Source organism: Janthinobacterium sp. GW823-FHT03B06 (genome assembly GCF_058796955.1).
In genome coordinates, this window is record NZ_JBXAJE010000005.1 from 30061 (window position 1) to 56287 (window position 26227).

22 protein-coding genes are annotated in these 26227 nt (G+C 64.7%); 5 read left to right on the forward strand and 17 right to left on the reverse strand.

Features of this window, described 5'->3' with window-relative positions; genetic code table 11:
- Window positions 1-7 precede the first annotated feature (7 nt).
- The 6 genes from AC1RBA_RS17500 to AC1RBA_RS17525 all read right to left on the reverse strand — a co-directional run bounded on the left by AC1RBA_RS17500 (window position 8) and on the right by AC1RBA_RS17525 (window position 6320).
- Window positions 8-442: a hypothetical protein gene (locus AC1RBA_RS17500; RefSeq protein ID WP_070310859.1), complete on the reverse strand. Its 435-nt coding sequence runs from the start codon at window positions 440-442 to the stop codon at window positions 8-10.
- Window positions 439-1878: an efflux transporter outer membrane subunit gene (locus AC1RBA_RS17505; RefSeq protein WP_492419322.1), complete on the reverse strand. Its 1440-nt coding sequence runs from the start codon at window positions 1876-1878 to the stop codon at window positions 439-441. Before AC1RBA_RS17505 ends, AC1RBA_RS17500 begins: the two co-directional genes overlap by 4 nt.
- Window positions 1875-2945, reverse strand: a complete 1071-nt coding sequence (locus AC1RBA_RS17510; protein ID WP_492419323.1) for an HlyD family secretion protein — start codon at window positions 2943-2945, stop codon at window positions 1875-1877. The genes AC1RBA_RS17505 and AC1RBA_RS17510 overlap by 4 nt, the downstream gene beginning before the upstream one ends.
- 26 nt (window positions 2946-2971) lie before the next feature.
- Window positions 2972-4510, reverse strand: a complete 1539-nt coding sequence (locus AC1RBA_RS17515) for an MFS transporter (protein ID WP_492419324.1) — start codon at window positions 4508-4510, stop codon at window positions 2972-2974.
- A 116-nt stretch (window positions 4511-4626) separates the two neighbouring features.
- A complete protein-coding gene (locus AC1RBA_RS17520) occupies window positions 4627-5544 on the reverse strand; it encodes a LysR family transcriptional regulator (RefSeq protein WP_492419325.1) in 918 nt (305 codons plus the stop codon).
- Window positions 5545-5621: 77 nt separating this feature from the next.
- A complete protein-coding gene (locus tag AC1RBA_RS17525; RefSeq protein WP_070220116.1) occupies window positions 5622-6320 on the reverse strand; it encodes a UPF0149 family protein in 699 nt (232 codons plus the stop codon).
- A gap of 103 nt (window positions 6321-6423) precedes the next feature.
- Here AC1RBA_RS17525 and AC1RBA_RS17530 point away from each other — a divergent pair, with 103 nt between their 5' ends.
- Complete coding sequence (locus tag AC1RBA_RS17530; RefSeq protein ID WP_139143072.1) at window positions 6424-7437, forward strand: serine/threonine protein kinase; 1014 nt, start codon at window positions 6424-6426, stop codon at window positions 7435-7437.
- A 124-nt stretch (window positions 7438-7561) separates the two neighbouring features.
- The gene (locus AC1RBA_RS17535) at window positions 7562-10006 is read left to right on the forward strand and encodes a coiled-coil domain-containing protein (RefSeq protein ID WP_492419327.1); all 2445 of its coding nucleotides are present in this window, start codon (window positions 7562-7564) and stop codon (window positions 10004-10006) included.
- 165 nt (window positions 10007-10171) lie between these two features.
- Here the strand turns inward: AC1RBA_RS17535 and AC1RBA_RS17540 are convergent, their stop codons facing one another.
- The 11 genes from AC1RBA_RS17540 to AC1RBA_RS17590 form a co-directional block, all read right to left on the reverse strand.
- The gene (locus AC1RBA_RS17540; RefSeq protein ID WP_492419329.1) at window positions 10172-11125 is read right to left on the reverse strand and encodes a hypothetical protein; all 954 of its coding nucleotides are present in this window, start codon (window positions 11123-11125) and stop codon (window positions 10172-10174) included.
- Window positions 11126-11374: 249 nt separating this feature from the next.
- Complete coding sequence (locus tag AC1RBA_RS17545; protein ID WP_096234439.1) at window positions 11375-11749, reverse strand: DUF8785 domain-containing protein; 375 nt, start codon at window positions 11747-11749, stop codon at window positions 11375-11377.
- 33 nt (window positions 11750-11782) lie between these two features.
- A complete protein-coding gene (locus AC1RBA_RS17550) occupies window positions 11783-13027 on the reverse strand; it encodes a TerD family protein (protein ID WP_230505834.1) in 1245 nt (414 codons plus the stop codon).
- The gene (locus AC1RBA_RS17555; protein WP_492419331.1) at window positions 13024-14010 is read right to left on the reverse strand and encodes an HpcH/HpaI aldolase/citrate lyase family protein; all 987 of its coding nucleotides are present in this window, start codon (window positions 14008-14010) and stop codon (window positions 13024-13026) included. The genes AC1RBA_RS17550 and AC1RBA_RS17555 overlap by 4 nt, the downstream gene beginning before the upstream one ends.
- Window positions 14003-15109, reverse strand: a complete 1107-nt coding sequence (locus AC1RBA_RS17560; protein ID WP_492419333.1) for a cysteine protease StiP family protein — start codon at window positions 15107-15109, stop codon at window positions 14003-14005. The genes AC1RBA_RS17555 and AC1RBA_RS17560 overlap by 8 nt, the downstream gene beginning before the upstream one ends.
- Complete coding sequence (locus AC1RBA_RS17565) at window positions 15106-15858, reverse strand: HAD family hydrolase (RefSeq protein WP_492419335.1); 753 nt, start codon at window positions 15856-15858, stop codon at window positions 15106-15108. The genes AC1RBA_RS17560 and AC1RBA_RS17565 overlap by 4 nt, the downstream gene beginning before the upstream one ends.
- The gene (locus AC1RBA_RS17570) at window positions 15836-16993 is read right to left on the reverse strand and encodes a phosphoribosyltransferase domain-containing protein (RefSeq protein ID WP_492419337.1); all 1158 of its coding nucleotides are present in this window, start codon (window positions 16991-16993) and stop codon (window positions 15836-15838) included. The genes AC1RBA_RS17565 and AC1RBA_RS17570 overlap by 23 nt, the downstream gene beginning before the upstream one ends.
- Window positions 16990-18027 (reverse strand): ATP-grasp domain-containing protein, encoded by a 1038-nt coding sequence (locus AC1RBA_RS17575; RefSeq protein ID WP_492419339.1) that lies wholly within the window; start codon window positions 18025-18027, stop codon window positions 16990-16992. The genes AC1RBA_RS17570 and AC1RBA_RS17575 overlap by 4 nt, the downstream gene beginning before the upstream one ends.
- A gap of 212 nt (window positions 18028-18239) precedes the next feature.
- Entirely contained in the window at window positions 18240-18956 is a 717-nt protein-coding gene (locus AC1RBA_RS17580) for a TIGR00266 family protein (RefSeq protein WP_035826041.1), read from the reverse strand.
- Between the two features lie 188 nt (window positions 18957-19144).
- Window positions 19145-19720 (reverse strand): TerD family protein, encoded by a 576-nt coding sequence (locus AC1RBA_RS17585; protein ID WP_070290657.1) that lies wholly within the window; start codon window positions 19718-19720, stop codon window positions 19145-19147.
- 100 nt (window positions 19721-19820) lie between these two features.
- Entirely contained in the window at window positions 19821-20903 is a 1083-nt protein-coding gene (locus tag AC1RBA_RS17590) for a DUF475 domain-containing protein (protein WP_409026910.1), read from the reverse strand.
- A 246-nt stretch (window positions 20904-21149) separates the two neighbouring features.
- Here AC1RBA_RS17590 and AC1RBA_RS17595 point away from each other — a divergent pair, with 246 nt between their 5' ends.
- From AC1RBA_RS17595 to AC1RBA_RS17605, 3 genes are all read left to right on the forward strand, one after another.
- Complete coding sequence (locus AC1RBA_RS17595) at window positions 21150-21575, forward strand: divergent PAP2 family protein (protein WP_070224702.1); 426 nt, start codon at window positions 21150-21152, stop codon at window positions 21573-21575.
- Window positions 21576-21813: 238 nt separating this feature from the next.
- Window positions 21814-22986, forward strand: coding sequence for an efflux RND transporter periplasmic adaptor subunit (locus AC1RBA_RS17600; RefSeq protein ID WP_409026908.1), 1173 nt, complete (start codon window positions 21814-21816; stop codon window positions 22984-22986).
- Between the two features lie 3 nt (window positions 22987-22989).
- A complete protein-coding gene (locus AC1RBA_RS17605; protein ID WP_070312445.1) occupies window positions 22990-26211 on the forward strand; it encodes an efflux RND transporter permease subunit in 3222 nt (1073 codons plus the stop codon).
- Window positions 26212-26227 lie beyond the last annotated feature (16 nt).

Consider the following 26227-nt stretch of genomic DNA (forward strand, 5'->3'; position numbering starts at 1 on the left):
TACTCGTTCACCACACGTCCGCCGCGCGCGGCCGCGCCATCTGGCCGCTGCCCAGCAGCCAGACCATCAGGGCATCGGCCTGTTCGCGCGTGGCCGTCACCTCCTGCACGATGCCGAACGCTTTCATGGCGCCGGCCGCCAGCGCCTGCAGACGCGCGCGCTGCTCCGCGTCCGCCTCGACCGATACGAGGCCGCGGCAAAGGGCGGCCAGCGCCACCTTGTTATGCTTGAGCCACAGGCCGCGCCGCTTGCGGTCGATGTGCGCTTCATCGCTGCGTTCCGCTTCAAACAGCAGGACGAACGGCTCGCCATGGCGCAGCAGGGCGTCCATGTCGTTTTCCCACAGCGGGGCATAGCCGTCGACGGCCGTTTCAGGGCGAAAGCGCACGATGGGAAAGTCGCTGACGTCGTGGATGGAGAAATGGGCGGGATTCGGTTTCATGGAGCGCTTCCTTGCGAGGTGGTTGAAAATGCTTGCCAGCCGCCGCCCAGCGCCTTGTAGACCTGGACCAGCGACAGCGAGGCGGTGGCGCGGCTGTCGACCAGCGCCGCTTCGTTGTTCAATAAGGTGTTTTGCACGTGCAGCACGTTGATCAAGTCCGTGCCGCCCTGGCGGTACCGCAGTTCCGCGCTGCCCAGCGCCCGCCGTCCCTGTTTGACGGCTTCATCGAGGCTGGCCTGGCGGCGGGCGTTGGCCTGGTAGCCAGAGAGCGCATCTTCCACTTCGTGCCAGGCGGCCAGCACCGTCTGGCGGTAGGCGATGGCCGCTTCCTGCTGCTGCGCCTCGCGCAATTGCAGTTTGCCGCGCAGGCGACCGCCATCGAACAGGGGCACGCTGAAACCGGGGCCGAAGGCAAAGCGTTTGGCGTCCCAGCCGATGTCGGACAGCTGCATCGCTTGCAGGCCGATGCTGCCCGACAGCGTGATGCGCGGATAAAAATCGCCTTGCGCCACGCCGATGGCGGCCGTGGCCGCGTGCAGCTGCGCTTCGGCACGGCGGATGTCGGGACGGCGCTCGGCCAGGCCGCTCGGCACGCCCAGTTGCACCTGCATGGCCACGGCCGGAATGTCCTTGCCCGCCGCCAGTTCCGCCTGCAAGGCTTGCGGCGGCAGCGCCAGCAAGAGGGCGAGGGCATTGCCCAGGCGCGCTTCGCGCTGCTGCAGCGGCGGCAGGCGTGCTTCGATGGTGGCCACGTGGGCCGCCGCCTCGGCTTCGTCGAGTTGCGTCGCCACGCCTTCGCGCAGGCGGATGCGGGTCAGGTCCAGGGTATGGCGGGCGATATCGAGCAGCTGCTGCGTGATGGCCAGCGTCTGCTGCGCGCCGCGCAGCTCGATGTAGTCGCGCGCCGTCTCGGCCAGCACGGCCAGCAGCACGCCGCGCTGCGTTTCCAGCGCCACGTCGACGTGCGCGTCAGCCGCTTCCACTTCACGGCGCACGCGGCCCCACAGGTCCAGCTCCCAGGTGGCGTCGAGGTTGCCTTGCCACAGGTTGTAGGCTGACTGGCCGTTGTTGCGCGACGGGTCGCTCAAGCCTTGCTCGCTGTTGCGCGCGCGGCCGTAGCTGCCATTTGCGCCCAGGGACGGGCCTTGCGCGGCGCCCGCCACGCCGCGCGCGGCGCGGCTTTGTTCCAGCCGGCTGCCAGCCGCCAGCACGTCGAGGTTGGCGCCGGCGGCGCGCCGCAGCAGGGAAGATAAGGTAGCATCGCCGAAGCCGTCCCACCAGCGTTGCTCGATGGCGGCGTCCTGCTGGGCGGCGAAACGGGCATCCTGCACCTGGCGCCATTGCTGCCCCAACGGCGCTTGCGGATGCTGGAAGTCGCTGCCGACGCTGGCACAGCCGGCCAGGCCCAGGGCCGTGAAAATGATCAGTGCTTTCATCGCGCGCTCACCTGTTGCAGCAGTTGACGGCGGGGGGCCGTATCGATGCGCACTTCGGCCGACATGCCCACGCGCAGGCGGCTGCCGTCATCCTGGCCGGGATCGAGCGCGATCCTGACGGGGATGCGCTGCACCACCTTGGTGAAGTTGCCGGTGGCGTTTTCCGGCGCGATGGCGGCAAAGGTCACGCCCGTGGCGGGCGCGATGCTGTGCACCGTGCCGCGCAGGAGCATGCCCGGATAGGCGTCGACGGCGATGCTGGCGCGCTGGCCCTGGCGCACGTGGGTCAGCTGGGTTTCCTGCAGGTTGGCGACGACGAAGCTGCGGTTCAGGGGCACCACGGCCATCAGGCTGGCGCCGGGCGCCACCAGGGCGCCGACGCGCACGGCGCGGCGTCCCACGATGCCGTCGATGGGGGCGCGCAGCTGCGTATGCGACAAATCAAGTTCGGCCCGCTGCAGGCTGGCGCGGGCGCGCAGCAGGGCCGCTTCGGCCGCGCCTTGCTGCGCCTGTAAAATGTCCGTCTGCTTGCGGGTGGCGACGAGGGCGGCGCGGTTTTGCGCCAGGCGCGCCCGGCTCACGTCGAAGCGCGATTGCGCCTGCTGCGCGTTCTGCACGCTGCCCGCGCCCTGGCCTGCCAGGTGCGTTGAGCGGGCCAGTTCCTGCTGCGCCAGCTTGTCTTCCGCCTGGTTGGCGTCGACCAGGGTCGTGGCTTGCTCGATCACCGATTGCTGGCGCTGCAAGGTGGCGCGGGCATTGGCCAGCTGCGCCTCGGCGCCGGCTACCTCGGCGCGGGCCGAGGCGGCGGCGGCCTGATAGTCGCGGTCGTCGATGCGCGCCAGCAGCTGACCCGCCTTGACAGTCTGGTTGTCTTCCACCAGCACTTCCCGCACGATGCCGCCCACCTTGGGCGAGAGCACGGTGTAGTCGGCGCTGACGAAGGCGTCGTCGGTGCCTTGTTCGTCGCCGCGGGCGAACAGCAGTTGCCAGGCGCAAAAGGCCAGGGCGCAGGCCAGCAGGGCCAGGCCGAGGAGGAAGGCGCGTGAGCGCAGTATGGTTGTTTGCATGGGGATGCTCTTTCTTGAAATAAAAGTCAGGCTGCGCGCGGCGGATAGACGCGCGTCGGCAGAATGGGAATGATCACAATCATGGCCAGCGCGATGGCGGCGACAATGAGGTACAGGTCGGACGAGGTCAGGGTGACGACTTGCGCATGCATGCGCGCACTCAGGCCCGGCACGTCCACGACGCCAGGCAGGTTGCCCAGGCGCTCGCTGAGCACCGTCGAATGAAAATGGTTGCGGCGCGTGATCAGCGCGTCGAGCACGCCGGTGGCGACGACGGCCGACATGCCCTTGATGGTGTTGAACCAGGCCGAGGCGAAAGGGCCATCCTGCGGCGCCAGGCCCGTGGTGGCCAGCAGCAGCAAGGGAATCACGGCCATCGGTTGCGCGAAGATCTGCACCGCCTGCAGCAGGTAGAAGTGCGTGCGTATCCAGTCCGGCGACATGCGCGCGCCCAGCACGCAGGACAGGGCCAGCAGGGCCAGGCCGATGGCCAGCACCCAGCGGCAGTCGACGGCGCGCAGATTGCACAGGGTGGCCACCAGCGGCAGCGCGAGCAACTGCGGCAGCGCCACCATCAGCATCACGGGCGCCGTTTGCAGCGGACGGTAGGCGTGCACCTGCGCCAGGTAGGACGAGGGAATCAGGATCACGGCCAGCAGCACGAACAGCACGCCGCCCAGGGTCAGCAGGGCGTGGCTGAGGTTACGCCGCGACAGCAGCTGCAGCTTGAAGAACGGCAGCGGATGCGACCATTCATTGACAAAGAACAGCACCAACAGCAATAGACCGCCACCCAGCAGCACGCAGATCAGCGGCGAGGCGAACCACGCCAGGCGCTCGCCCTGCAGCAATCCCACCACCAGCATGCTGATGGCGGGCAGACCCAGCAGCAGGCCGCGCCAGTCGAATTGACGGAAACGCTCGAGGCGCAGCGGGTCTTGCGGCAAGCCCCACGACACCATCAGCAGGGCGACGATGCTGCCCGGGACGACTTGCCAGAACGCCCATTGCCAGCCCAGGTACTCGGTCCAGAAGGCGGCCAGCGGCGTGCCCAGGCTGGGACCGAAGGTGGCGCTCAGCGCGTAGCCGCCCAGGCCATACAGCTTGATGTTCGGTGGCAGGAAGCGCAGCGCCACCGTCATCAGCATGGGCGGCAAGGCACCGCCGGCCGCGCCCTGCACCACGCGCAGGAACATCAGCACGGACAGGTTCGGCGCGAACGGGCAAAGCACGCCGGCGGCCATGCAGACGACGATGGCGGCGGCCGTCAGGCGGCGCAGCGAGAAGGTGACGGAGCACCACGGCGCGAACGCCATGGCCGACACCGAGGCGGCCGCATACAGGGCGACGAGCCAGCTGGCGTCGTCGCGCGCGATGCCCATGGCGCCGCGGATGTCGGCCAGCGCGACCTTGGTGATGTTTTCATTCAGGCCCGATACCAGCACGGCCAGCAGCACGCCGGCCAGGCCGGTGGCCAGGCGCGGACCAAAGACGGGTGGCGCCGGCGGTGAAGGGGGAGGCGGCGCCATCGTCGGGATGGCGCCAGGAAGCAATACAGCGGACACAGGGAACTCCGTGGATGAGAATCAGTCCACGCAGTATAGGTAGCCGTTAATCTTGTGAAAATTGATAATTGATGAAGTCTCGATTGCGTCTGGCGCAATGATATTGGGTTCAGCGCCTACGCGCCCGGCGCGCTGCCGCATAGCGACTTGATCGTCGCGCGCAGCCAGCGGTGTGCGTGGTCGTGGTCTAGGCGCGGATGCCAGGCCTGGAACACGTCGACGTTGTCGACGGGAATAGGCAGCTGGAAGGTGCGCAGCTTCAATCCCAGCCGCTCGACGATGGGCAGCAGGGGCGTGGGCATCAGCGGCAGCAGCAGGCGCGAATCGGCCACGGCGAAGATGGCGGACTGAAAATTGGGCGTGATCAGCGAAACGCGGCGCATGTAGCCCCGCTCGGCCAGGGCCGTGTCGAAGGGGCCGCGCGCCAGGCCGCGGCGGGACACGCTGATATGTTCGTACTCGGTAAAGCTGTCCAGATTCATGGGGCCGTCGAAGATCGGGTGGTCGCTGCGGGCGATGCCGACAAAGCCGCTGCTAAACAGCTGTTGCAGCTTGATGTCGGGCGCAAAGGCGCGTCGCGCGCTGATGTACAGGTCGATGCGGCCCGCGTGCAGGGCGTCGTTTTCCGTGGCGCCATCGCCTTCGGGCACGAAGCGCAGCACCGTGTTCGGCGCATGGCTGGCCAGCAGGTCGCGCAGCTTGCCGCCGTAGGCGCCGACAAACACGTCGTTGGCGCACAGGCTGAAGGTGCGTTCCAGGGTGCGCAGGTCGATTTCACGGCCGGATGTGAAGACGGCGTGCGCCTGCTCCACCACGCCGCGCACCTGCTCGCGCAATTCCAGCGCGCGCGGGGTGGGCGCCAGGCCGCGCCCGGAGCGCACGAAGACGGGGTCGCCGATGGCGTCGCGGATGCGCGCCAGGGTGCGGCTCATGGCCGGCGCGCTCAGATTCATGCGCCGCGCGGCGGCCACGGCGCTGCCTTCCTCGAGCAGGATGTCGAGGGCGACTAGCAGATTCAGGTCTGGGAGTTTCATGCGGCGATTATAGCCCGGGGGCCAGCGCCAGCGCTGCGCCGGCAGGACGCCGGCGCAGAAGGGATGCTATTGCGGTATTACTCGGCTGCCGGCTCGGCGCCGCAGCATTTCTTGTACTTCTTGCCGCTGCCGCAAGGGCAGTCGTCGTTGCGGCCCACTTTCGGCTCTTCGCGCTTCAGGGTTTGCACCGGTGCCTTGCGGCGCGGCACCCAGAAACGGTGGATGGCCGGCAGGTTCGCTTCCAGTTCCTGCGCCAGCTTGTGCGCCTTGACCGGGTCTTCCACCAGTTTCAGCTCTTCTTCCTTGATTTCGTCGGCGCCCAGCAGGTAGATCGGCTGCATCAGCGCGGCCACTTCGGAATCCCAGATTTCGTTCCACGAGCCTGGACGCAGTTCCATGCCGTCCCAGAAGCCCCAGCACCACGCTTCGGCGTCGATCAGGGTCTGGCCTTCGTAGTCGTGTTCGACGAACAGGGCTTCGAATTCCTTGGGTGCCACTTCAAACGTCACCAGCACTTCGTTCATGAAGCGCATGATCAGGTTGACGATGCGCTCTTCTTCCTTGCTGTTCTTGAATTTCGGCGCATCCTCGGCATCTTCGCCCCACACGCGCGGCAACCACTCGGCCGGCATGATCGGTTCCGGACCGATGGCGACGGCCGTCAGATAGCCGTGCAGCATATCCATGGTCATGGCGTCTTCGGAGCACCGGTCCGACAACAGGAATTGGTCTAATTCGTCGAATTCTTTTTCTGATAATGGCTGTTCGAGTGACATGGCTTGCTCTTTGATGAAATGTAAGGCGCCAGTATACGCCTTGCGGCGCTTCATCACCGAAGTGTTTGCACCGGCGGCCCGCGCGCGCCTTACAATGTCGCTCATGCACAATGAAAACCAGCCGCACGAGGACGACCGGCCCGTCCATCCCTTTTCCGCCCTGAGCCCCGATTGCGTGCTCGACGCCCTCGACAGCGTGGGCTTGCGCGGCGATGGCCGCCTGCTGGCGCTGAACAGCTATGAAAACCGCGTCTACCAGGTGGGCATCGAAGACAGCGCGCCCCTGGTGGCCAAGTTTTACCGCCCTGAGCGCTGGAGCGATGCAGCCATCCTGGAAGAACACGCGTTCGTGTCCGAGCTGGTCGAGCGCGAAATCCAGGTGGTGCCGGCGCTGGCGATCAACGGCAGCACCCTGCACCAGTACCAGGGCTTCCGCTTTGCCGTCTTTCCCCGCCACGGCGGCCGCGCGCCCGAGCTGGACGACCCGGCGACCCTGGAATGGATAGGGCGCTTCATTGGCCGCATCCACGCCGTCGGCGCGCTGTCCACGTACAAGGAACGCCCGGCGCTCGATCACCAGACGTTTGGCGTCGAACCGCGCGAGTTCTTGCTGGAGGGTAACTTCCTGCCGCCCGAGCTGCTGGCCGCGTATTCCAGCGTGGCGCAGCAGGCGCTCGACGGCGTCAAGCGCTGCTATGACCGCGCGGGCGACGTGGCCGTGCTGCGCACGCATGGCGATTGCCATGGCGGCAACGTGCTGTGGACGGACGCCGGCCCCCATTTCGTCGATTTCGACGACAGCCGCATGGGTCCGGCCATCCAGGACCTGTGGATGATGCTGTCGGGCGAGCGCGGCGACCAGGTGCGCCAGATGAGCGACATCCTGGCCGGCTACGAAGATTTCTGCGATTTCGACCCGCGCCAGCTGTACCTGGTCGAAGCGCTGCGCACCCTGCGCCTGATCCATTATTCGGCCTGGCTGGCGCGCCGCTGGGACGATCCCGCCTTCCCCGTCGCCTTCCCGTGGTTCAACACGCAGCGCTACTGGCAGGACCGCATCCTTGAACTCAGGGAGCAGGTGGCGCTGATGGACGAGGCGCCTTTGTGGCCCATTTGAGTTAAATAGCGAAAAGAAAGGTAAAAGCGGCTCTTCTTGCCGCGCTGATTTGTGCATGCCTGTTCGATAATGGTGGTAATAAATTCCCATAAGCAACGGAATTCACCCGAATAAGCGAGAAATCATGCAAGCACAGCAAAATCAGCGCCAGGCCGCCTCCCTCACCGTCGCGTATTCCGCCGACGACGAGTTCGACCAGGACAGCATCGTTTCGCTGCATGATTTCAAGGACCTGGAGCGCAAGGCGGAAGCGCCAGCGCCGGTTCCAGCCGCTCCTGCCACTCCTATGCCCGAGCCGCAAGCCGAGCCGGCAGCGGAAACCGATACCAAGGCGCCCGCCGCCGAACGCCAGAAAATGGAACTGAAGGCCATCCACGAGGCGATTGCCCGCGTGGAAGCGGAAGCGAAGGCCACCTGCGCCGCCGAAAGCCGGGCCCTGGCCGAGGCGCGCGTGCGCTCACTGGCCGAGGACCGCGCCGCCATCGACGCGGCCGCCGCCGCCGCCGCGCAGCAAAATGCGCAGGCAGCCGAGGAAGCGATCGCCGCCAACCGCGAACGCCTGGAAACCATGCGCGCTGCCGCGCAAGCCAGCGTGGCCCGCCTGGAAGCCGTCAAGCAGGAGACGGCCGAACTGCGCGCCCGCGTGGAGTCCGACAATGAAATCCGCCTGGCCGCGGAACAGCGCGCCCGCGCCGAGCAGGAAAGCCGCTTGCGTGCCAGCGAACAGGTGGCGGTGCAGTCGGAACTGGCAGAGCAGGCAGCCCGCGCCGCCGAGGAATTGCAGGTGCAGACGGAGCAGGCGCGCTTGCAGGCCGTCGAGCGCGTGGCCGCCGTGCACGCGGCCAAGGAGGAAATGGTGGGCATCGCCTCGGCCGACGCCCGTGTCGCCGTGCTGGCCCGCGAACGCGAGCGCCATGCGCACGGCGCGCGCCAGACGGCGCAGATGCTGGCCGAAGCGGAAAGCGAAGCGCTGGATCTGACGGTGCAGCGCGAGCGCGCCGACCAGATCGCGCTGGAATCGGCCTTCAACCGCGCCGCCGCCGAAGTGCGCGCCCTGGAAGAAGCGCGCGCGCTGGCGCACCTGGAGCAGGAACGCGAAGCCATCGCGCTGGCGCAGGCCGAATCGGAACGCCATGCGGCGCAGTCGCTGCGTTTGCGCCTGCAGACGGAAAAGGAATTGCGCGACGCGGCCATCCACCGCGAGCGCCTGGAAATGGTCGCCGTGGCCAGCGCGCAGGCGCGCCGCGATGCCGACGTGCGCATCCTGGCCGCCACCGAGGCGCGCATCGAGGTGGACCGCCAGCTGCGCGCCGTGGCCCTGGCCCGCGTGACCGCCGAACAGGATGCGGAAATCGCCGGCCACGCCAAGCTGGAAGCGGAAACGGCGGCCCTCGAAGAAACCAAGGCCCGCGAAGCGGCCGAGCAGGCTGCCGCTGCGGCAGCGGCCCGCGAACTGGAAGAGCAGCAGCGCGCCGCCAGTCTGGCGCAGGAACGCGCCGAACTGGCGCGCCAGGCGGCGGAACTGGCCGCCAGCCAGAACGACGCCGAGCAGGCCGAGGTCGATGCCGGCAAGGCGACACTGGCTGCGCAGGAACAGGCAGCGCAACTGGCGCAGGAAAAAGCCCGCCAGGCAGAGCAGCTGCTGCAGGCCGAGCAGGAACGCCTGGCCGCCGAACAGGCCGCCCTCGCCGCCTTGAAAGAAAAACTGGAAGCGGAAGCGCTGGCGTGCCAAGCGGCGCAGGAACGCACGGCCGTCGAAGCGGCGCAAGCGGAACTGCTGCGCGGCCAGCAGGCGGCCGAACAGGTCTTGCGGAAGGCGGCGCAAAAGGAAGCGGACGCCATCCGCATCCTGATGGACCAGGCGCTGGTCGAGGGCGAACAGAAAGCGGCGGCAGCGCAAGCCGTGCAGGCGCAGGCGCGCCTGGCCGTGGAACTGGGACAAGTGCATAGCGAGCGCGCCCGCGTGGAGGAAGACAAGGCGCAAGCTGCCGAAGCGCTGCTGGCGTCCGAGCGCGATTTCGTCGCGGCCGAACGCGAGTCGCTGGCGCTGATCGCGCAAAAACTGGTGCAGCAGCGCCAGACCAGCAGCGCCGAAGAGCGTGCCTCGCAAGCGATCGCCGGCCGCCTGGAAGCGGAAAAACAGGCGACGGCGGCAGCCGAAGCGCGCGCCGCCATGGAACAGCAGGCGCTGGAAGCCGTGCGCCAGCGCGAGCAGCTGGAACTGGCGGCGCAGCAGGCGGCCAGCGAGAAACTCGACGCGCAGCAAGCCTTGCTGGCCAGCGCCCAGGCCCATGCCGCCCTGCAGCGCAAGGCGGCCGAGACGACGCGCGCGATGGCGGCTGCCAAACAGCAGTTGTTGGAACGCGATACGGCCCGCGCGCAGCAGCAGGAGCGCGAACTGGCGGCCCTGCGCGCCAGCCTGGAGCAGCCGCAAAGCGCGTTTTCCAGTTCATTGACCGCCGCCCGCGCGAAAGCCGAACAGGTGAGTTCGGCCAGTCTGACGCGCGAAGTGATCGAGCGGCTGACGCAGCCTAACGAGTCGGCCGGTGCAGTCTGGCGCTCGCGCTAGGCAGGATACCGAACCAAACCTACTGCGCGGCGCGCTTTGCGGCTGGCGATGCTCACCGTACTGGAAGTACGGTTGCGCTTCTCAGCCACAAATCACTGCCGCTCGCTACGGTTTTGTTCGGTATCGTTACTTTAGCGGAAGAGCAGGATTTTTTACGTTTTTCCATCAGAACTTGCGTCCTACCCCCACCAAAATGACATCCGCATCGCGGTGATAATCGGTGATGACCCGGTTCCACGCCACGTGCGTCACCCAGCGGCGGTCGACGTGGTAGCGGGCCACGGCCGATAGCAAGCCCGTCAGGCGCGTGCTGTGGCCCTGGGTGTCTCGGCCGTCCCATGCCACGTAGGGCCCGCCGCCCATGCCGAATTCCACCTTTTCATTGAGCGAGCGGATCAGCCACAGCTGGGAGGCGATGCCGCGGCGGTGCGCCAGGTCGGTGTTGCCTTCGTCGAGGGCGGTGACCGTCCAGTCCACGTATTTTCCTGCCGCGCGCCGGTATTCCAAGGTGAACGGGCGCGAGGACTCCGAGCGCAAGCTGTTGACGATGGTGTGGCCGGTCGATAAGGTCAAGGTGTCGTCGTGCGCCCAGTTCTGCAAGTGCAGCTTGGCACCCGGCACGCCGTCATAGCGGTAGCCGGCGCCGATCAGCAGGTGCGTGGTGTTGTCCTTGCCGCTGGGCCGGATGCGGTTGAGCTGCGCTTGCGCATACCAGCGGTTGTCGAACTGCCAGCGCGCCTGCAGGCTGACGATGGAGCCCCAGCCGTGGTCATTGTCGAAGTTGTGCAGGCCGTCGTCGGTCTTGGCCGTGTCGAAGAAAAAGTAGCGGCCCGCGCCGGCGCCCAGCATCAGGCCCTGCTCCACTTTTTTCGTGCGCAGCCAGACCTGGCCCGCCATGCCGTCGCGGTGATGGTCTTGCGGGTGGCCTTCATTGATGTACGACAGGCTGACGGCATTGTAGTCGCCCACCGGCTGGGTGTAGCTGATGGCCGCGACAAAGGTACGCTCGTTGGTCGTGTTGACTTTCAGGGCGCCGGCCATGCCGGAGATATCCTGTGCCTGGGCGGACAGGGCGAGCGAGGCGGCCAGCAAGGCCAGGGCGGCGGGGCATATGCGCATGGTATTTCCGATAGTGGTGATACACGCTAATGGTGGGCTGGCTGGACGTGCTGCGCTAGCGCAAGCATTGTGTGTTTTTACTACAGCAATGAAAAGTTTCAGTCAGGACTAATTGCGAGTGTATAAGAAAGAGAGAATGTGTGAGGCGCGCCATGCGGCTGGAGAGCGGGGAGGGGCGCCGGCGCGAGTATGGCTGGCCGGCGCGATGCTGCTGAAGTTGCTGGACTTGCGGTGGTATTGCTGTCTGTATTACTGACTCAGGACGACTTTATCGGCAAAATATTCCGTCTCGCCGAAGCATTGCGTGGGCACGCCCTTGTGCTGGCTGTAGGTGACGAGGATGCGCTTGCCGGCGGCGGCCGACAGCTGCTTCGCCACTTCCTCGTCGCGCACGCTGAACTGGAATTTTTCCGGGATGGTGCCCGGCAGCGCCGTCAGCAGCAATTCACCCTCCCAGGTCTTGCAAATCCAGCCCCGCTTGGAAAACTTTTGCAGGTAGCCCGCCCGTTCGCCTTCCGAGTACGAGAAGCTGAGGGCCATCCACGTGTAGGCGGCCAGCAGCAGGAAGCCGGCTACGAGGAAGATGACGAAGGCGAAGGTGACTTTTTTGGTCGTAGGGGTCATGTTAAGGGGTGAATTGTTTAGTTGGAGAAAGAGTTAGTCTTTCCGTCCGGCTTTCCAGTTGAGGCCAAAATTGTATCGCTCGTCCATGGCCTGGTGCGCCGTGATTTTACCTTGGCCGCCGAAGTATTCCACCAATTTTGTCACCTGCAGGTTGCCGCCGTGGTTTTCCAGCATGGCGATGGCGCACATGGCGTGCGGGCTGTCTGTGTCGAGGCGCACTTCCACGGTCGGCTGGCCGGGAATCTCGATCGTCACGACGCCATCCGTTGCGGCCCAGTTCGGCACGCCTTCGTAGATGAACGCGTACACGAGCACGCGCTTGATCTGGTCGAAATGGGTGCCGTTGATGAAGATGTTTTCGCCGCTGCTGACGCTGCCCGTGCGGTCGTCGCCTTCCAGGTGGATGTACGGTGGCCTGTCATACGCGCCCCAGCTGTTGCCCAGCGCCTGCACGGCGCTCTTGCTGCCATTGCTCATCTCGAACAGGCAGCCGATATCGAGGTCGATGCCGCCCGAACGGCCGGCCGGCTTGTTGAACAGCTTGCCGAGGAAGCCCGTGTCCAGTTTTGAGGCGGGCGCCTGGCCTTGCGACGCGTTCTGGTTCCAGTTCAGATTGACCCGGATGCGGCCATAGCCGCCGCTGTCGCGCTTGTCGAGCGAAATCTTGTCGCCGCGCTTTTCCAGGCGAATTTTTGAGAGCGAGATTTTATTCGCCGCTGGCGGGGCCGCTGGCGCCGGCGCAGGCACGGGAGCCGGCGACGGAGAAGATTGCGCTGCCTCGCTGCCGCCGAAGTGCTTCAGCAGCGCCGCCAGGCCGCCCGCGAAACCCTGGCCCACGGCGCCGAAGCGCCAGCTGCCGTCGCGGCGATACAGTTCGCCGATGATGACGGCTTTTTCGTCCTGGAAGTCATTGCCCGTGAAGGCAAACGTGGCCGCCTGGCCCAGCGCCATGCTGGAGTTGCCCAGCGCGCGCATGCTGCCCTGTTCCGTCGCGGCCGTGAATACCAGCTTGTCGATGGCGGCGGGCAGGCGGGAAAGGTCGACCTGGAACACGGAGCGCGGGCCGTTCAGTTCCACCGTGACGGCGTTGTCCGGCGCGCTTTTCTGGTTGTAGAACACCATGTAGCGGTCGTCCGACAGCTTGCCGGCCGCATCGACGCCGAAGCAGCTGACGTCCACTTCCATCGAGCCCGAAACGATATCGAGCGTGACGGCAAACGGGCCGTTCAAGCCCAGGTCAGCCAGTTTGCCTTTTTGTCCGCGTGTGAAATTGGTCATGGTCGTGCAATCCCTTCGTCGCTTGAGAGTTGAGTCAATGAGATAGTCGGCACGTGCGCGGCGGCGTTGTCGGCCGCATGGCGGATGCCGAACAGGCGCGCCTGCTCGATGATGCGCAGCGCCCAGCTGCTGTGCGTGGCCACTTCGCACATCGATTCCTGCATGCGGAACACGGCCGGGCTGTCCGGGTCGATGATGCGCAGCGCCAGTTCGATGTCCGACTGCGCCACCTGGTAGTGGCGCTCGATCTGCGGCACCTGGTCCGGATGGATGGCCGTCTTGGCGATCATGCCGTGCGCCATGTCCTGCGCCACTTCGGCATCGAGCCAGCTGCCCTGCGACAGGTGCTCGAAGACGGGCGCCGTCAGCTGGAAGCCGTGCGGCTTGAAGATCGTCACCAGGCGGCCGATGACCTGGCCCAGCGGCGTTTGATAGATGGTGCCGCTGGTGGGGCGGCGCAGGCCCAGCAGGGCCAATAAATCGTTGCCGCCGATGCGCAGGGCCAGGATGCGGCGCCGCACTTCCGGCGCCGACAGGAGGATGCGGAACTGCTTCATTTCCTCGTCGTCGAACACTTCCGCCGTTTCCAAGGTCGGCATCAGCAAATGATGCGTGTGGCGCACGAGGTCGAAATACGTGGCGAAATTGTGGCGCGTGGATTTCGGCAGCACGAAGCCGCTCAATTTGTCGGCGCCCGGCATGGCCAGCACGCGCGCCAGCACCTCGAGATTACGCACGCGCACGAAGCGCAAGGTGTCCGATTCGTCGGCCATGTTTTGCAGCGCCAGCGACAGGTTGAACAGCGCGTAACTGAGGTCGCGTTCCGCGATGGCGTCTTCGGTGCACAGGATGACCGAACGCAAATGGCTGAATTTGTCGCCATTGGCGATCGCCAGCAAGTCCTTGTGCGTGGTCGGCACATACATGGAGGCGCCCAGCGCCGCTTTATGTTCGCTTTGCGGGTGTAGGGAGTTGTTATCCATCGACTGCGCTCCTGATAAGGGCGACCGCCTGGTAAGGCAGCGCCGGTTCTACTATGACGGGTATGGCTTTTTCCTGCGCCAGAAGCAGCAAATGTGCCACGTCCGGCGCATTCGTGTCGCGCACGATCAGGCGCTCGGGCACGCGGCGCAGCAGCACGCGCGTCGCTTCGCCGATGCCTGGCTTGATCAGGTTGATGTCGCTGATGCCGTATTGCTGCTGCGCGGCGGCCATGTAGGCTTGCGAGCGGGCCGCCATGGCTGGCGCATCGCTCGCTTCGGCCAGCGGGATACCGCTGCTGGCGGCAATCGCCATGGCGTCGGCCACCAGGCCGTCGGCGAAAGCGCGCGACTGGTCGTGCTGCTCGAACTGCGCGTAGTACACGCAGCCATGGAAGTCGTCCGGGCCGATGGCATCATTCAATACGGAGCGGCTCACCAGGCCCGAGACGGTGGCATTCAAGATGCTCGACGGGATCAGGTAGTCGCCCGACGAGGCGGCGCAGGCGGCCGTGCCGGCCAGGTCGGACAGCACGAACAGGCCGCCGTCGATCGCCGTGCCATGCGTCGCATTGAAGTCATTGACCGTCTGGCGCAGTTCGCGCGAAATCACGCCCTTGCCCGTCCAGCCGTCGACGAAGACGAGGGAGTCGGCCGCATGGCCCTGCGCCAGGATGTGCTGCAGGGCGTTCGCGTCGATGCCGCGGTCGCGGATGATGGAGACGGAATAATGGCTGCACTCGCGCTGGAAGACCTGGCGCAGCAAGTGCCCGAGGATGACGCCCACGGGCGTGCCGGCGCGCGCCAGCGACACGAGCGTGATGGGCCCCGTGCGGCGCGCCGCGATCAGGGCGGCCAGGCGCAGGCAGTCGCGTGCCATCTGCAGGCGGTTGGCCGCGAACGCGTTCTGGAACAGGGCCAGGTAGGCGGGCGAAGGCAGGGATTCCGGCGACAGCATCTCGCTGTAATGGCGCTGGCCCGACTGGATCAAGCGCTCTTTTTCGGCCAGGTCGAGGATGGGTTCGAGCGCCATCGGCGTCAACAGAAACTCCACGTCTTCCTGGCGGTAGCTGCCGCTGAAATGCAGCGTGCTGTCGGTCATAGCGCCGCCACCGTGAGGGCCGCCAGCTGGGTGCCGTTGGGGATGATGGCGTAGTCGCAGGCGGCCATGAAGCGGGCGTCCGAACGGCTGTCGCCCATGCCGAAGCTGACGATGGGGCCATGTTCGGCTTCGAGTTCCGCGCGCAGGTAGGCCACGGCGCGTGCCTTGTTCAGGCTCTTGGGCAGCACGGCCAGGTTGTTGCCGTTGCGGTGGATGAAGTAGTCCGAACCTTCGGTTGCGATCCACTGCTGCAGCACCTGCTCTTCGATGTCGGCCAGGCGCTCGCCGCGCGCTTCATGGTCCTTGACGACGATGTAGAACGGCGTGTTGTAGTCTTCGATCAGGCGCGCGCGCGAAGGCATGCCCGTCCTGGCCTGGAAATCGTCGATGATGCGCATGGCGTCCCGCAGGCCTGGCAAGGCCGTCTGCATGTCGTCCTGCATCAGGGACAGCCAGCCAGCGTCGAGCGCGCCGCCCGGCTGCAGCACGATGCCGCCGTAATCGAGCACGCTGTAGCTGGTAAACGGCAGGTCGACGCGGCGGAACGCGTCGCCATTTCTCGCCGTGGCGGGTATCAATGTCATGCCGCTTTGCGCGAATTCAAAGAAGGCGCGCTGGCGCGCCGTCGTAAACGAGCAGGCGTCGCCATTTTTCAGATAGGCGGCCGCTTGCAAATCGGTCTCGCCAGGGCATTTTTTCGGGGTCTGGAACAGTGTGTCGTCCAGATCAACAAACAGGAATTTCTTCAATTTTGGTCTCTGACTGAAAGTGGAACAGGCGGCCGTTCAACTGGCCGGCGAGTTGCATGAGGGCGGGGCTGGCCGGGGTTTCATGGCAGATGAACACGTGCTGGTACTGGCCCGGCGCCACGTTGTACAGGTAATTGGCGATGCCTTCGCCGTAATTGTCGTCGCAGTGGACGATATGGCCGACGGAGCCCCACGACAAAATGGGCGAGCGCGTGGTCGACTGCACCACGACGTTCTTGCCCAGGCTTTCCAATTCGCGCGCCAGCAAAAACGACGGGTGCATGAATTCGCCCGTGCCCAGCACCAGCACGGAATCGCCGGCGCCGATTTCCTGCGCCAGCTGCACGGCCAGGCCTTGCGGCGGATTCAAGGCGCGTCCCACGCCGATGCGCCCGAACGCGGGGCTGGCACCCCGTTCTTCGTTCGCCTCGAAGCGCTGCGCGCTGGCCGCCACGGGAGCGGGCGCGGCGCCGGCCTGGAAGGCGTAGTGGCCGGACAGCGCCGCGCCGATGGTCGTGGGCAGGCCGAAACGCTCACTCAAGCCCGCGTTGGCGGCCTGGCCCATGAAGTTGGTGATCACGCCCAGGTGCAGCTTTTCCAGTTGCGGATAGCGCGCGCGGCACACTTGCACCAGGTTGGCGAAGGTGTTGCCGGTCGACGCTTCATCGTCGATCAGCACCAGGCTGCGCGCGGTGGAAAACAGGGCGCTGGCCGCATCCGACAGGTGCAGGAACTGGCGCGGCGCGTGGCTGTGCGATTCCTCGAATTCGAAGAAGGGCACCGTGCCGACGCGGTAGCGCGAGCTGTGCAAAAACAGCGCTTTTCCATTCGGGTTGGCGCGCAGCCAGGCCTCGAACACGCCCTGGCCCAGGCCGACGGCCGTTTCCGCCATGGCGATGAAGACGACTGGGCCGGGCAGGCTGGGGGGAATCTGCGCGGCCAGGTCGTCGTGGATGGCTTGCATGGCGCGCGGCGTGACGGGCCAGTGCTTGCCCAGCACCTTCGAGAGGAACAAAAAGCCGCGTTTGGCGTTGGCGCGCGCGGCAAAGCCGATCAGCCAGTCCAGCGGAAAGCGCGCCTCGTCCACCTTCAAGGTCAGTTCGCCCGTGGGCATCTGCTGCTTGACGAGGTTCATGGCAGCTCCACGGCGTAGGCGGTTTCACCCACGCGCATGCCATCGCGGATGGCGGGCACGGCGAGCTTGTCGAAGCCCTGGTCGAAGCCGGCCAGCGCCAGGTAGGGCAGGTTGGGGCCGGCCGCGCACGCCATGCCAATGCCGCCCGACATGCGCGGATTGATCTCCAGCAGCGCCAGGCCGTTCGCCCCTTCGCGGAACTGGATGTTGAACACGCCATTGAGCCGGTAGTCGCGCGCCAGTTTGTCGCAGGCCGCCAGCAGGTCGTCGCGCAGTTCGATCAGCTGGCCGCTGCCGCCCCCATGCAGCTTCTTGCGCGGCACGGCGCAAATGAGCTTGCCCTGGTCGGCGACGCAGTCGGCGCTGTATTCGTGGCCGTCGAGGTATTCCATCAGCAACAGGGTTTTAAATGTACCCATCTGCGCCAAGCCCGCGCGCAGCTCCTGCGCATTGATCTGGTAGGCGGCGCCGGCCAGCAGCAGCTGGGCGCTGGTGCGTTCTTCATCGAGTATGGCAAAGCCCAGGGCATACACGGATTCGGACGGCTTGATGCACAGCTTGCGATGCAGCGGGCGCAGTTCGGCGTAGGCGGCGTCGTATTGCGCGATGGTGGTGACGGCGCGGTAGTCGGCCGGGCGCGCCATGGGCAGGTCGAGGCCCTCGCAGAAGCGCGCCTTGTCATGCATCAGGGTCAGGGTGTCTTCGCTGGCCACGCTGAGCACGCGCGTGCCGATGGCGGCGAAGCGCGCGCTGGCGCTGCCGATCAGGCCCGCTTCCTTGCCGGGCCAGAAAATCGTGATGCCCCGGTCGCGGCAAAATTCCAGGCACCACTCGACATAGTTGTGGCCCGTCAGGCCCGACGGTTCGACCGCGTATTCGTGGGCCGACAAAAAGGCGGCCGCATGCGCGTTCGTATTGCTGCACACGATGTGATAGCGGGGCGCGCCGTTGGTCGCGGCCATATCGGCTTCGCGGATCAGGCGCATGGCCGTGCCGACCGAGGAAAATGTTTTGTTGAACCAGACTCTTTGCATGTACGGGGACCGGGTGGAAATAGGAGAAGCCGCGCGCAGGTGCGCGCGCGGGCAGTGTAGCTAGAAAAACTTAACATGGCCTTAGAAAAACGCCAGCCCAAACCTGCTGCGCGTCGTGGACGCGGCCTGCGATGCTCACTGTGCCTCCGCACAGTTGCGCTTCTCGGCCACGTCCCCATCCGCTCGCGACGGTTTTGGCGGGCGTTTGGGAATCAGCCGGCCTTGCCGCTCGCTGTCCACTTGAGGAAGGCGTCGCGGTTGCGCGAGCAGATGAACACCTTGCCCGAGCCGGAAAAGCGCAGCACGATGCCTTCACCGCTGGTCACGCTGTTGACGATATTGCCGAGGAAGCCGCCGATGCCGCCGCCGCTGGCACCGCCGCCCGTGGTCACGGAAATCTCGTACTTCAGGCTGTTGTCCCAGCACACGACGTGGGAATTGTCGATCACGACGTCCTTGCCCGGCTCGACGTCGAGCTGGAACATGGAGCCGAAGCCCGACACCACCACTTGTCCCGTGCCGGCCGTCTCCATGACGAAGAAGCCGCCCGACTGGGCGAACAAGGCGTTGCCGATGCTTTGCGTGCGCACTTTCATTTCCGTGCCCGAGGTGGCGGCAACAAAGGCGCCGTCGTTGAGCAGGTACTGGCGCGCGCCCACGTCGACCACTTCGATGGCGCCCGGCAGGGTGGGCGAGAGCAGGCAGTCGCCGCTGCCGCGCACCGCTTCGATGTGCTGCTGGAAGAACGATTCGCCGTTGGCGAAGCGGCGCATGATGGCGCTGCCCAGGCCACCCGTCATCTTGCCCTTCAAATCGAGCGCCGTTTCCATCATCACCATCGCATCGGATTCGCAATAGATGGTTTCGCCCTGCTTCATGCTGACGTGCAGGAAGGGATCGACGTCGCCCGTGACACTAAATACTGGCATGATAAATCTCCAAAAAAAAGCCGCCTGATCTGTGCAGGCGGCAGTAATGATATGACATTAAGATAATTCACCTCGGAAAACCGTAGCGAGCAAGCTCGATTTCGGGTTAAGTCGCGCAGCTGTACGGAGGTACAGCGAGCAACGCAGGCCCGAAAGTGAGCGGCGCAGTAGGTTTAACGAGCGTAAATTTAAGCGTTGACGCCGAACGAGCGGGCGAGGGGACCGAGGCCGCCGTTGAAGCCCTGGCCGATGGCCTTGAACTTCCATTCGCCGTTGTAGCGGTAGATTTCGCCAAAGATCATCGCCGTTTCCGTCGAGCTGTCTTCGGACAGGTCGTAGCGGGCGATTTCTTTTTCGCCTTCCGCGTTCAGGCAGCGGATGAAGGCTTTCGACACCATGCCGAAGTTCTGGCGGCGCGCGTCGGCGTCGTGAATGGTGACGGTGATGCTGATGCGGTCGATGTCGGCAGGTACGCGGGTCAGGTCGATTTCGATGCGCTCATCGTCGCCTTCGCCTTCACCGGTCGTGTTGTCGCCCGTGTGCACGACGGAACCGTCGGTCGACTTCAGGTTGTTGTAGAAGATAAAGTCAGAGTCGCCACGGACTTTACCGTCGTTTTTCAGGAGGAAAGCACTGCCGTCAAGGTCGAAGGTGGCGCCATCCGTCGAACGAGGATCCCAGCCGAGGCCGACGATGATCTTCTTCAGGTTCGGTGCTTCCTTGCTCAGGTTGACGTTGCCGCCTTTTTGCAAACTGATTGCCATGTGGTGCTCCTTTTCAGTAAATAACTCAAACATGCCTTCATGGGATGAGCGCCAGGCGCTCGTGCCATTATTCTCTCAATTGGGGGCGGAACCCCCGATTTCAAGCTTGTGCCGCGTGCCGTTTGCGATAGCGCAGGGACGACCACAGCGAGACCAGGATGAAGGCCACGCCCGACAGGCCCGTGAACCACTCCGGAATATGGTACTTGACGGATGCCAGCATGATCAGGGCGAGGATGCCGATCGCATAATGGGCGCCGTGCTCGAGGTAGACGAATTCGTCCAGGGTGCCCTTGTGCACCAGATACACCGTCATCGAGCGCACGAACATGGCGCCGATGGCCAGGCCCAGCATGATGATGACGACGTCGTTGGTGATGGCGAACGCGCCGATCACGCCGTCAAAGCTGAACGAGGCGTCCAGCACTTCCAGGTACAGGAAGCCGCCGATACTGCCGCGCGCCACCGTCTTTACCAGGTCGCCATTGCCGTTCTTGGCTGGCGCGGCGCCTTCTTCTGCGTCATCCTGCAAGTCCGGCTCGCCTTCTTCCAGCAAGCCGCTGATCCAGTTCACGCCGATGTAGACGGCGATGCCGACGATGCCCGAGGCGAGCACGCTGTATTTGGCTTCCGCAGGACCCATGGCCACGCAGGCGGCCACGGCGCCCATGGTGATCAGGACGGCCAGGCTTTCCGTGCCCAGCGCGTTGACTTTTTCCTCGGCCCAGCCCAGCCAGTGCAATTCCTTCTCGTCGTCGAACAGGAAGTTCAGGAACACCAGCAGCAAGAAGGCGCCGCCGAAGGCTGCCACTTGCGCATGGTTGTCCGTCAGGTGCTTGGCATACACGTCCGGCGTCGTGGTCGCCATGGTCCACACGTCGACCAGGCCCAGGCCCGTAGCGACGGAAACGATGACGAGCGGGAACAGCAGCCGCATGCCGAAAACGGCCACGAGGATACCGACCGTGAGGAACAGTTTTTGCCAGAATTCATTCCAGTGGCGCAAGACGGAGGCATTCACCACGGCATTGTCGAACGACAGCGACACTTCCATGACGCCCAGCACGCCCGTGATCCACAGCGCATTGATCAGGCCGGGCATGCCGCCATGGCTGTAACCCCACCAGCCCGACACCGCCATCAGGATAAAAGTGACTAAAAAGGAAATTCTGAAATGCCGCATGAGTACCCCGTTGCAAGTGAAAGACGTTTGATTATCCGCGCCGCTGTGCGCGCCGCGCTCAGTGTTGATATACGTCAATTGTTGTATATGCCATGATTTTATATTAGTTGCCGCCCGGGGCGGCGTTTTATAGACCGGCGACAGACAGTTCTGCTGGCGCGGACGATCTGCGATAATTGCGGCGCGCCCATCCGGCTGCCGCAGTCTCTTGCACACTCTCGACATATATAGAAGAAGGAATACCCCGTGGATATCGCTTACCTCGTCACGCCCCTGATCACCTGGATCCTGGTCGGACCGATCAAATTCCTGATCAACAGTGTCCGCACGCGGCAATGGGCGTTCGGCCTGGTCGGCAATGGCGGCTTTCCCAGCAACCATAGCGCCGTCGTGTCCAGCATGGCCACCCTGATCGCCTTGCGCGAAGGCATAGGCCATCCCGCCTTCGGCGTGGCCGTGACCCTGGCCTTCATCGTCATCATCGACGCCAACAGCCTGCGCCAGCACGTGGGCAAGCAGGCGGCCGCCATCAACCGCCTGGCGGGGGAAGCGGCCAGCCCCGCGCACAAGACCTTGCGCGAGCGCATGGGCCATACCCTGGTGGAAATCGCCGGCGGCCTGTGCACGGGCGTGGCCATCGGTTTCCTGATCAATTACGTGTTTGCCCGCTAAGCACTCGTTTCCTCTAGTCAAAACCCCGCTTCAAGGCGGGGTTTTGCGTTTCAGGGCGCAAAAACTACGTTTCATCCACTGATTAAAGCATTACAGGAAACGGCCGATTGACATGCCCGGATGCGCTCATGGATACTTTGGCGCTTGTGGTTTTAATAAAAATATATGCCTGCCATCGCCTGCAGCCCTATCCGGGCCGCCGGGACGGCCGTGGCGCTATCTATCCGGAGAATTACCCATGTTGCGCAAAACCCTGTTTGTTCTGGCAATTGCTTCTGCCTTGGCCGCCTGTGGCAAAGAGTCCAAAGATCCCGGCAAGGGCGGCAAGGATGGCAAGGAACAGGCGGGCGCTAGCGTCAATCTGCTGGTGTCCCCGGAAGACTTGCTGACCATCCAGAGCAATGCGCTGGCATCGGGCCCCGTCATCACCGGTTCCGTGCAGCCCGAGCGCAACGCGGACTTGCGCGCCGAAGTGTCGGCCGTGGTGATCCAGGTGATGAAGGAAAACGGCGAAATCGTCAAACGGGGCGACGTGCTGGTGCGCCTGGACGAAACGGCCATCCGCGACAGCCTCAATTCGGCCGAGGAAGCCAGCCGCGCCTCGAGCCAGGTGCTGGAGCAGTCCGAACGCATGTTCCAGCGCATGAAAACCCTGCGCGCCTCGGGCATGACCTCGACGCAGGCGCTGGAAGACGCGGAAATCCGCCGCAACAATGCGCAAAGCGATTTGTCCGCCGCGAAGAGCCGCGCCGCCCAGGCGCGCCAGCAGCTGCAGCGCACGCTCGTGCGCGCGCCGTTCGACGGCATCGTGAGCGAGCGCAAGGTATCGAATGGCGATACGGCGCAAATCGGCAAGGAATTGATCAAGGTCATCGATCCAACCAGCATGCGCCTCGAGGGCCTGGTATCGGCCGACAAGATCGGCGTCGTCAAGGTGGGCCAGCCCGTGCTGTTCCGCATCAATGGCTATCCCGGCCAGGATTTCGCGGGCAAGGTGCGCCGCGTCGATCCTGCCGCCAACGCCGTCACGCGCCAGGTGGCCGTGCTCGTCGATTTCAATGACAAGCAACAGCCACGCGTGGCCGGCCTGTACGCGGAAGGCCGTATCGAGACGGAAACCGTCAGCGCGCTGATGATCCCCGATTCGGCTCTGGTGAAGGCGGGCGACGTCACGTACACGTGGAAAGTCAAGGACAAGGCCTTGCATAAAACTAACTTGCGCATCGGCGCGCGCGACGTGCGCACGGGCCAGTGGGAAGTGCAAAGCGGCCTGGCCAGCGGCGACACCGTGCTGCGCACGCCCGGTTCGACCTTCAAGGATGGGCAGAAAGTGGAATTGACGGCAGCCAAGGCCGTGCCCGCCGCCGCCATGGCCAGCAGCAGCGCCGCCGTTGCCGGTAAAGGAAACTAAGCCATGTTCCTTTCCGATTTCAGTATCAAGCGGCCCACCGCCACCATCGTCCTGATCCTGGCGATGATGTGCGTCGGCTTGCTGGCGCTCAAGAAACTGCGCGTCAACCAGAATCCGGACGTCGAAGTGCCGTTCATCGTCGTCAGCATTCCTTACCCTGGCGCATCGCCCGACACGGTCGAGCGCGAAGTGGTGAACCGCCTGGAAAAGTCGCTGCAAAGCATTTCCGGCGTGACCGAAGTCAACAGCGATTCAAATGAAGGTGCGGCCAGCATCTTCCTGAAGTTTTCCTTCAATACGAATTTGATCGAAGCGTCCGACAATATCCGCAATGCGATTGCCGCCGTGCGCTACAAGTTGCCGACGGAAATGCGCGAGCCCATCCTGCAGCGCATCGACCCGGCTGCCGAGCCGATCATGCAGCTGGCGCTGTCGTCGAACTCGCAAAGCCATGCGGAAATTTCGCGCCTGGCCGAAGACGTGCTGTCGGACCGCTTCCGCACCGTCGATGGCGTGGCGCTGGTCAACGTGGGCGGCTCGCTCAAGCGCGAACTGTCCGTGCTGCTGCGGGCGGAGAAACTGCGTGAATACAATGTGTCCGTCAGCGACGTCGTCACCGCCCTGCGCAACCAGAACACGAATGCCCCCGTCGGCAAGGTGCGCGGCACCCTGGACGAGAAAAGCATCCGCCTCGTGGGCCGCATCGAGTCGCCAAGCGACTTCGAGAAAGTGGTGATCAAGCGCCGCGGCGAGGAAATCGTGCGCCTGGCCCAAGTGGCCACCATCGAGGACGGCTTTGCCGAAGTCAACAGCCTGAGCATGCGCAGCGGCAAGCCCAACGTGGGCATTTCGATCACCCGCGTGCGCGACGCGTCCACCGTCAGCGTGGCCAACAAGATCCGCGACATGGTGGCGGACATCAACAAGACCTTGCCAAAAGGCACGATCCTGCAAGTGACGCGCGATGGCGGCGAAAACGCCCAGCATAGCTTGAACAATGTGATCGAATCGCTGGTGCTGGGCGCCGTGCTGACGATTTTCGTCGTCTACGCCTTCCTGAACTCGTGGCGTTCGACCCTGATCACGGCGCTGAGCCTGCCCACGTCCGTGATTGCCGCCTTCATCGCCGTGTGGCTGTGCGGCTTTACCCTGAACTTCATGACCCTGCTGGGCCTGTCGCTGGCCATCGGCGTGCTGATCGATGACGCCATCGTCGTGCGTGAAAACATCGTGCGCCACATGCAGATGGGCAAGGACCGTCGCACGGCCGCGCTGGAAGGCACGGCCGAGATCGGCATGGCCGTGGCCGCCACGACCTTCTCGATCATCGCCGTCTTCATTCCCGTGGCCTTCATGCCGGGGATCTCGGGCGAATGGTTCCGTCCGTTCGCCCTGACGGTGACGTGCTCGGTGCTGGTCAGCCTGGGCATTTCGTTTACGCTCGACCCGATGCTGTCGGCCTACTGGGGCGACCCGGTCGAGGAACACTCGGCGCCGAAAAAAGGCATCGGCCGTGTGCTCGATAAATTCAACCACTGGTTCGACCATCAGGCCGACCGCTATGGCCGCGTGATCGCGTGGGCCCTGCACCACCGCCGTTGGATGGCCTTCATCGCCGTCATCAGCCTGGCGGGCGCCATCGCCCTGCACATCACGCACGGCGGCACGAGTTTCTTGCCGGCATCCGATTCGGGCAATCTGATGATCAATGTGCGCACGCCATCGTCGAGCAGCATCGAGTATTCGCGTCTGAAACTGGAAGCGGCGGCCGTGCTGGCGCGCACCTTGCCTGAAACCAAGGATACCAACAGCTCCATCAATGCGGGCGGCGGCCGCGTGTATGTCGACATCGGCAAGCGCAACACGCGCAAGCGTTCGGCCAAGGAAATCGCCGTCGAGCTGCGCGAGAAGATGTCGCGCCTGGTGGGCGCCGAATACGTGGTGCAGGATGACTTGAGCAACGGTTCGCAAAAGCCGATCCAGGTGGAATTCACCGGTCCCGATTCGCGTAAACTCATGGAAATTACCAACGCCTACATGGACAAGCTGCGCGCCATTCCCGGCGCCGTCGACGTGGGCTTGTCGGAGCAAGACCCGAAGAACGAGCTGCAGATCGAGCTCAACCGCGGTCTGGCCAACTCGATGGGCATTTCCGTCAATGATGCGGCGCAATCGTTGCGCGTGGCCTTTGCCGGCGTGGAAGTGGGCGACTGGGTCGATCCGACGGGCGAAACGCGCGACGTGGCCGTGCGCCTGCATCCCGACGACCGCGTGGCATCGGAAAACATCGAGCGCCTGCCGATCAGCGTGACGGGCACCTCGCAAATGGTGCCGCTCGACCAGATCGCCACCATTACCATGGGCAAGGGCCCGTCCGGCATCGAGCACAAGAATGGCAAGCGCACGATCACCGTGTCGGCCAATGCGCAGGGCCGTTCGAATGGCGAAGTGACGAGCGACGCCATGAAGCTGGCCAACTCCATCGACTTCCCGCCCGGCTACGGCCTGGCGCTGGGCGGCGCCGGCCAGGACCAGCAGGAGCTGTTCACGGAAATGCTGATCGCGCTGGTGATGGGTATCGGCCTGATGTATTTGATCCTGGTGATGCAGTTCGGTTCCTTCACGGCGCCGGTGGCCGTGATGATGTCCTTGCCGCTCAGTCTGATCGGCGTGGTGGTGGCGCTGGTGATCACGAACAACACCCTCAACCTGATGAGCTTTATCGGCATCATCATGCTGATGGGCCTGGTCGCCAAGAACGCCATCCTGCTGCTCGACGCGGCGCGCAAGCGCGAGGAAGAAGGCCATGGCCGCGAAGATGCGCTCATGTATGCGGGCCGCATGCGTCTGCGCCCCATCCTGATGACGACGTTCGCGCTGATCGCCGGCATGTTCCCCGTGGCGCTGGGCCTGGGCGAGGGTGGCGAGTTCTACCGTCCATTGGCGATCGCCATCATCGGCGGCACCATCACCTCGACGATTCTGACCCTGCTGGTCGTGCCGACCTTCTATGACAGCATCGAAATCGCCCGCGATGGCGCCGTGGCCAAGTTCCACCGCCGCGCCGCGCGCATGCCCGTGGTCGTGGCCATGATATTGACCCTGATCGAATGCGTGCTGACCCTGCTGATGGTGCGCTTCGTCTACCGCATGCTGAAGAAGGCCGTGCTGTTCCTGATGGGACGCCGCGCGCCGAAAGCGGCGTCGGTCAGCCTGCAAAAGTAAGTTAGGCAGCCTCGGC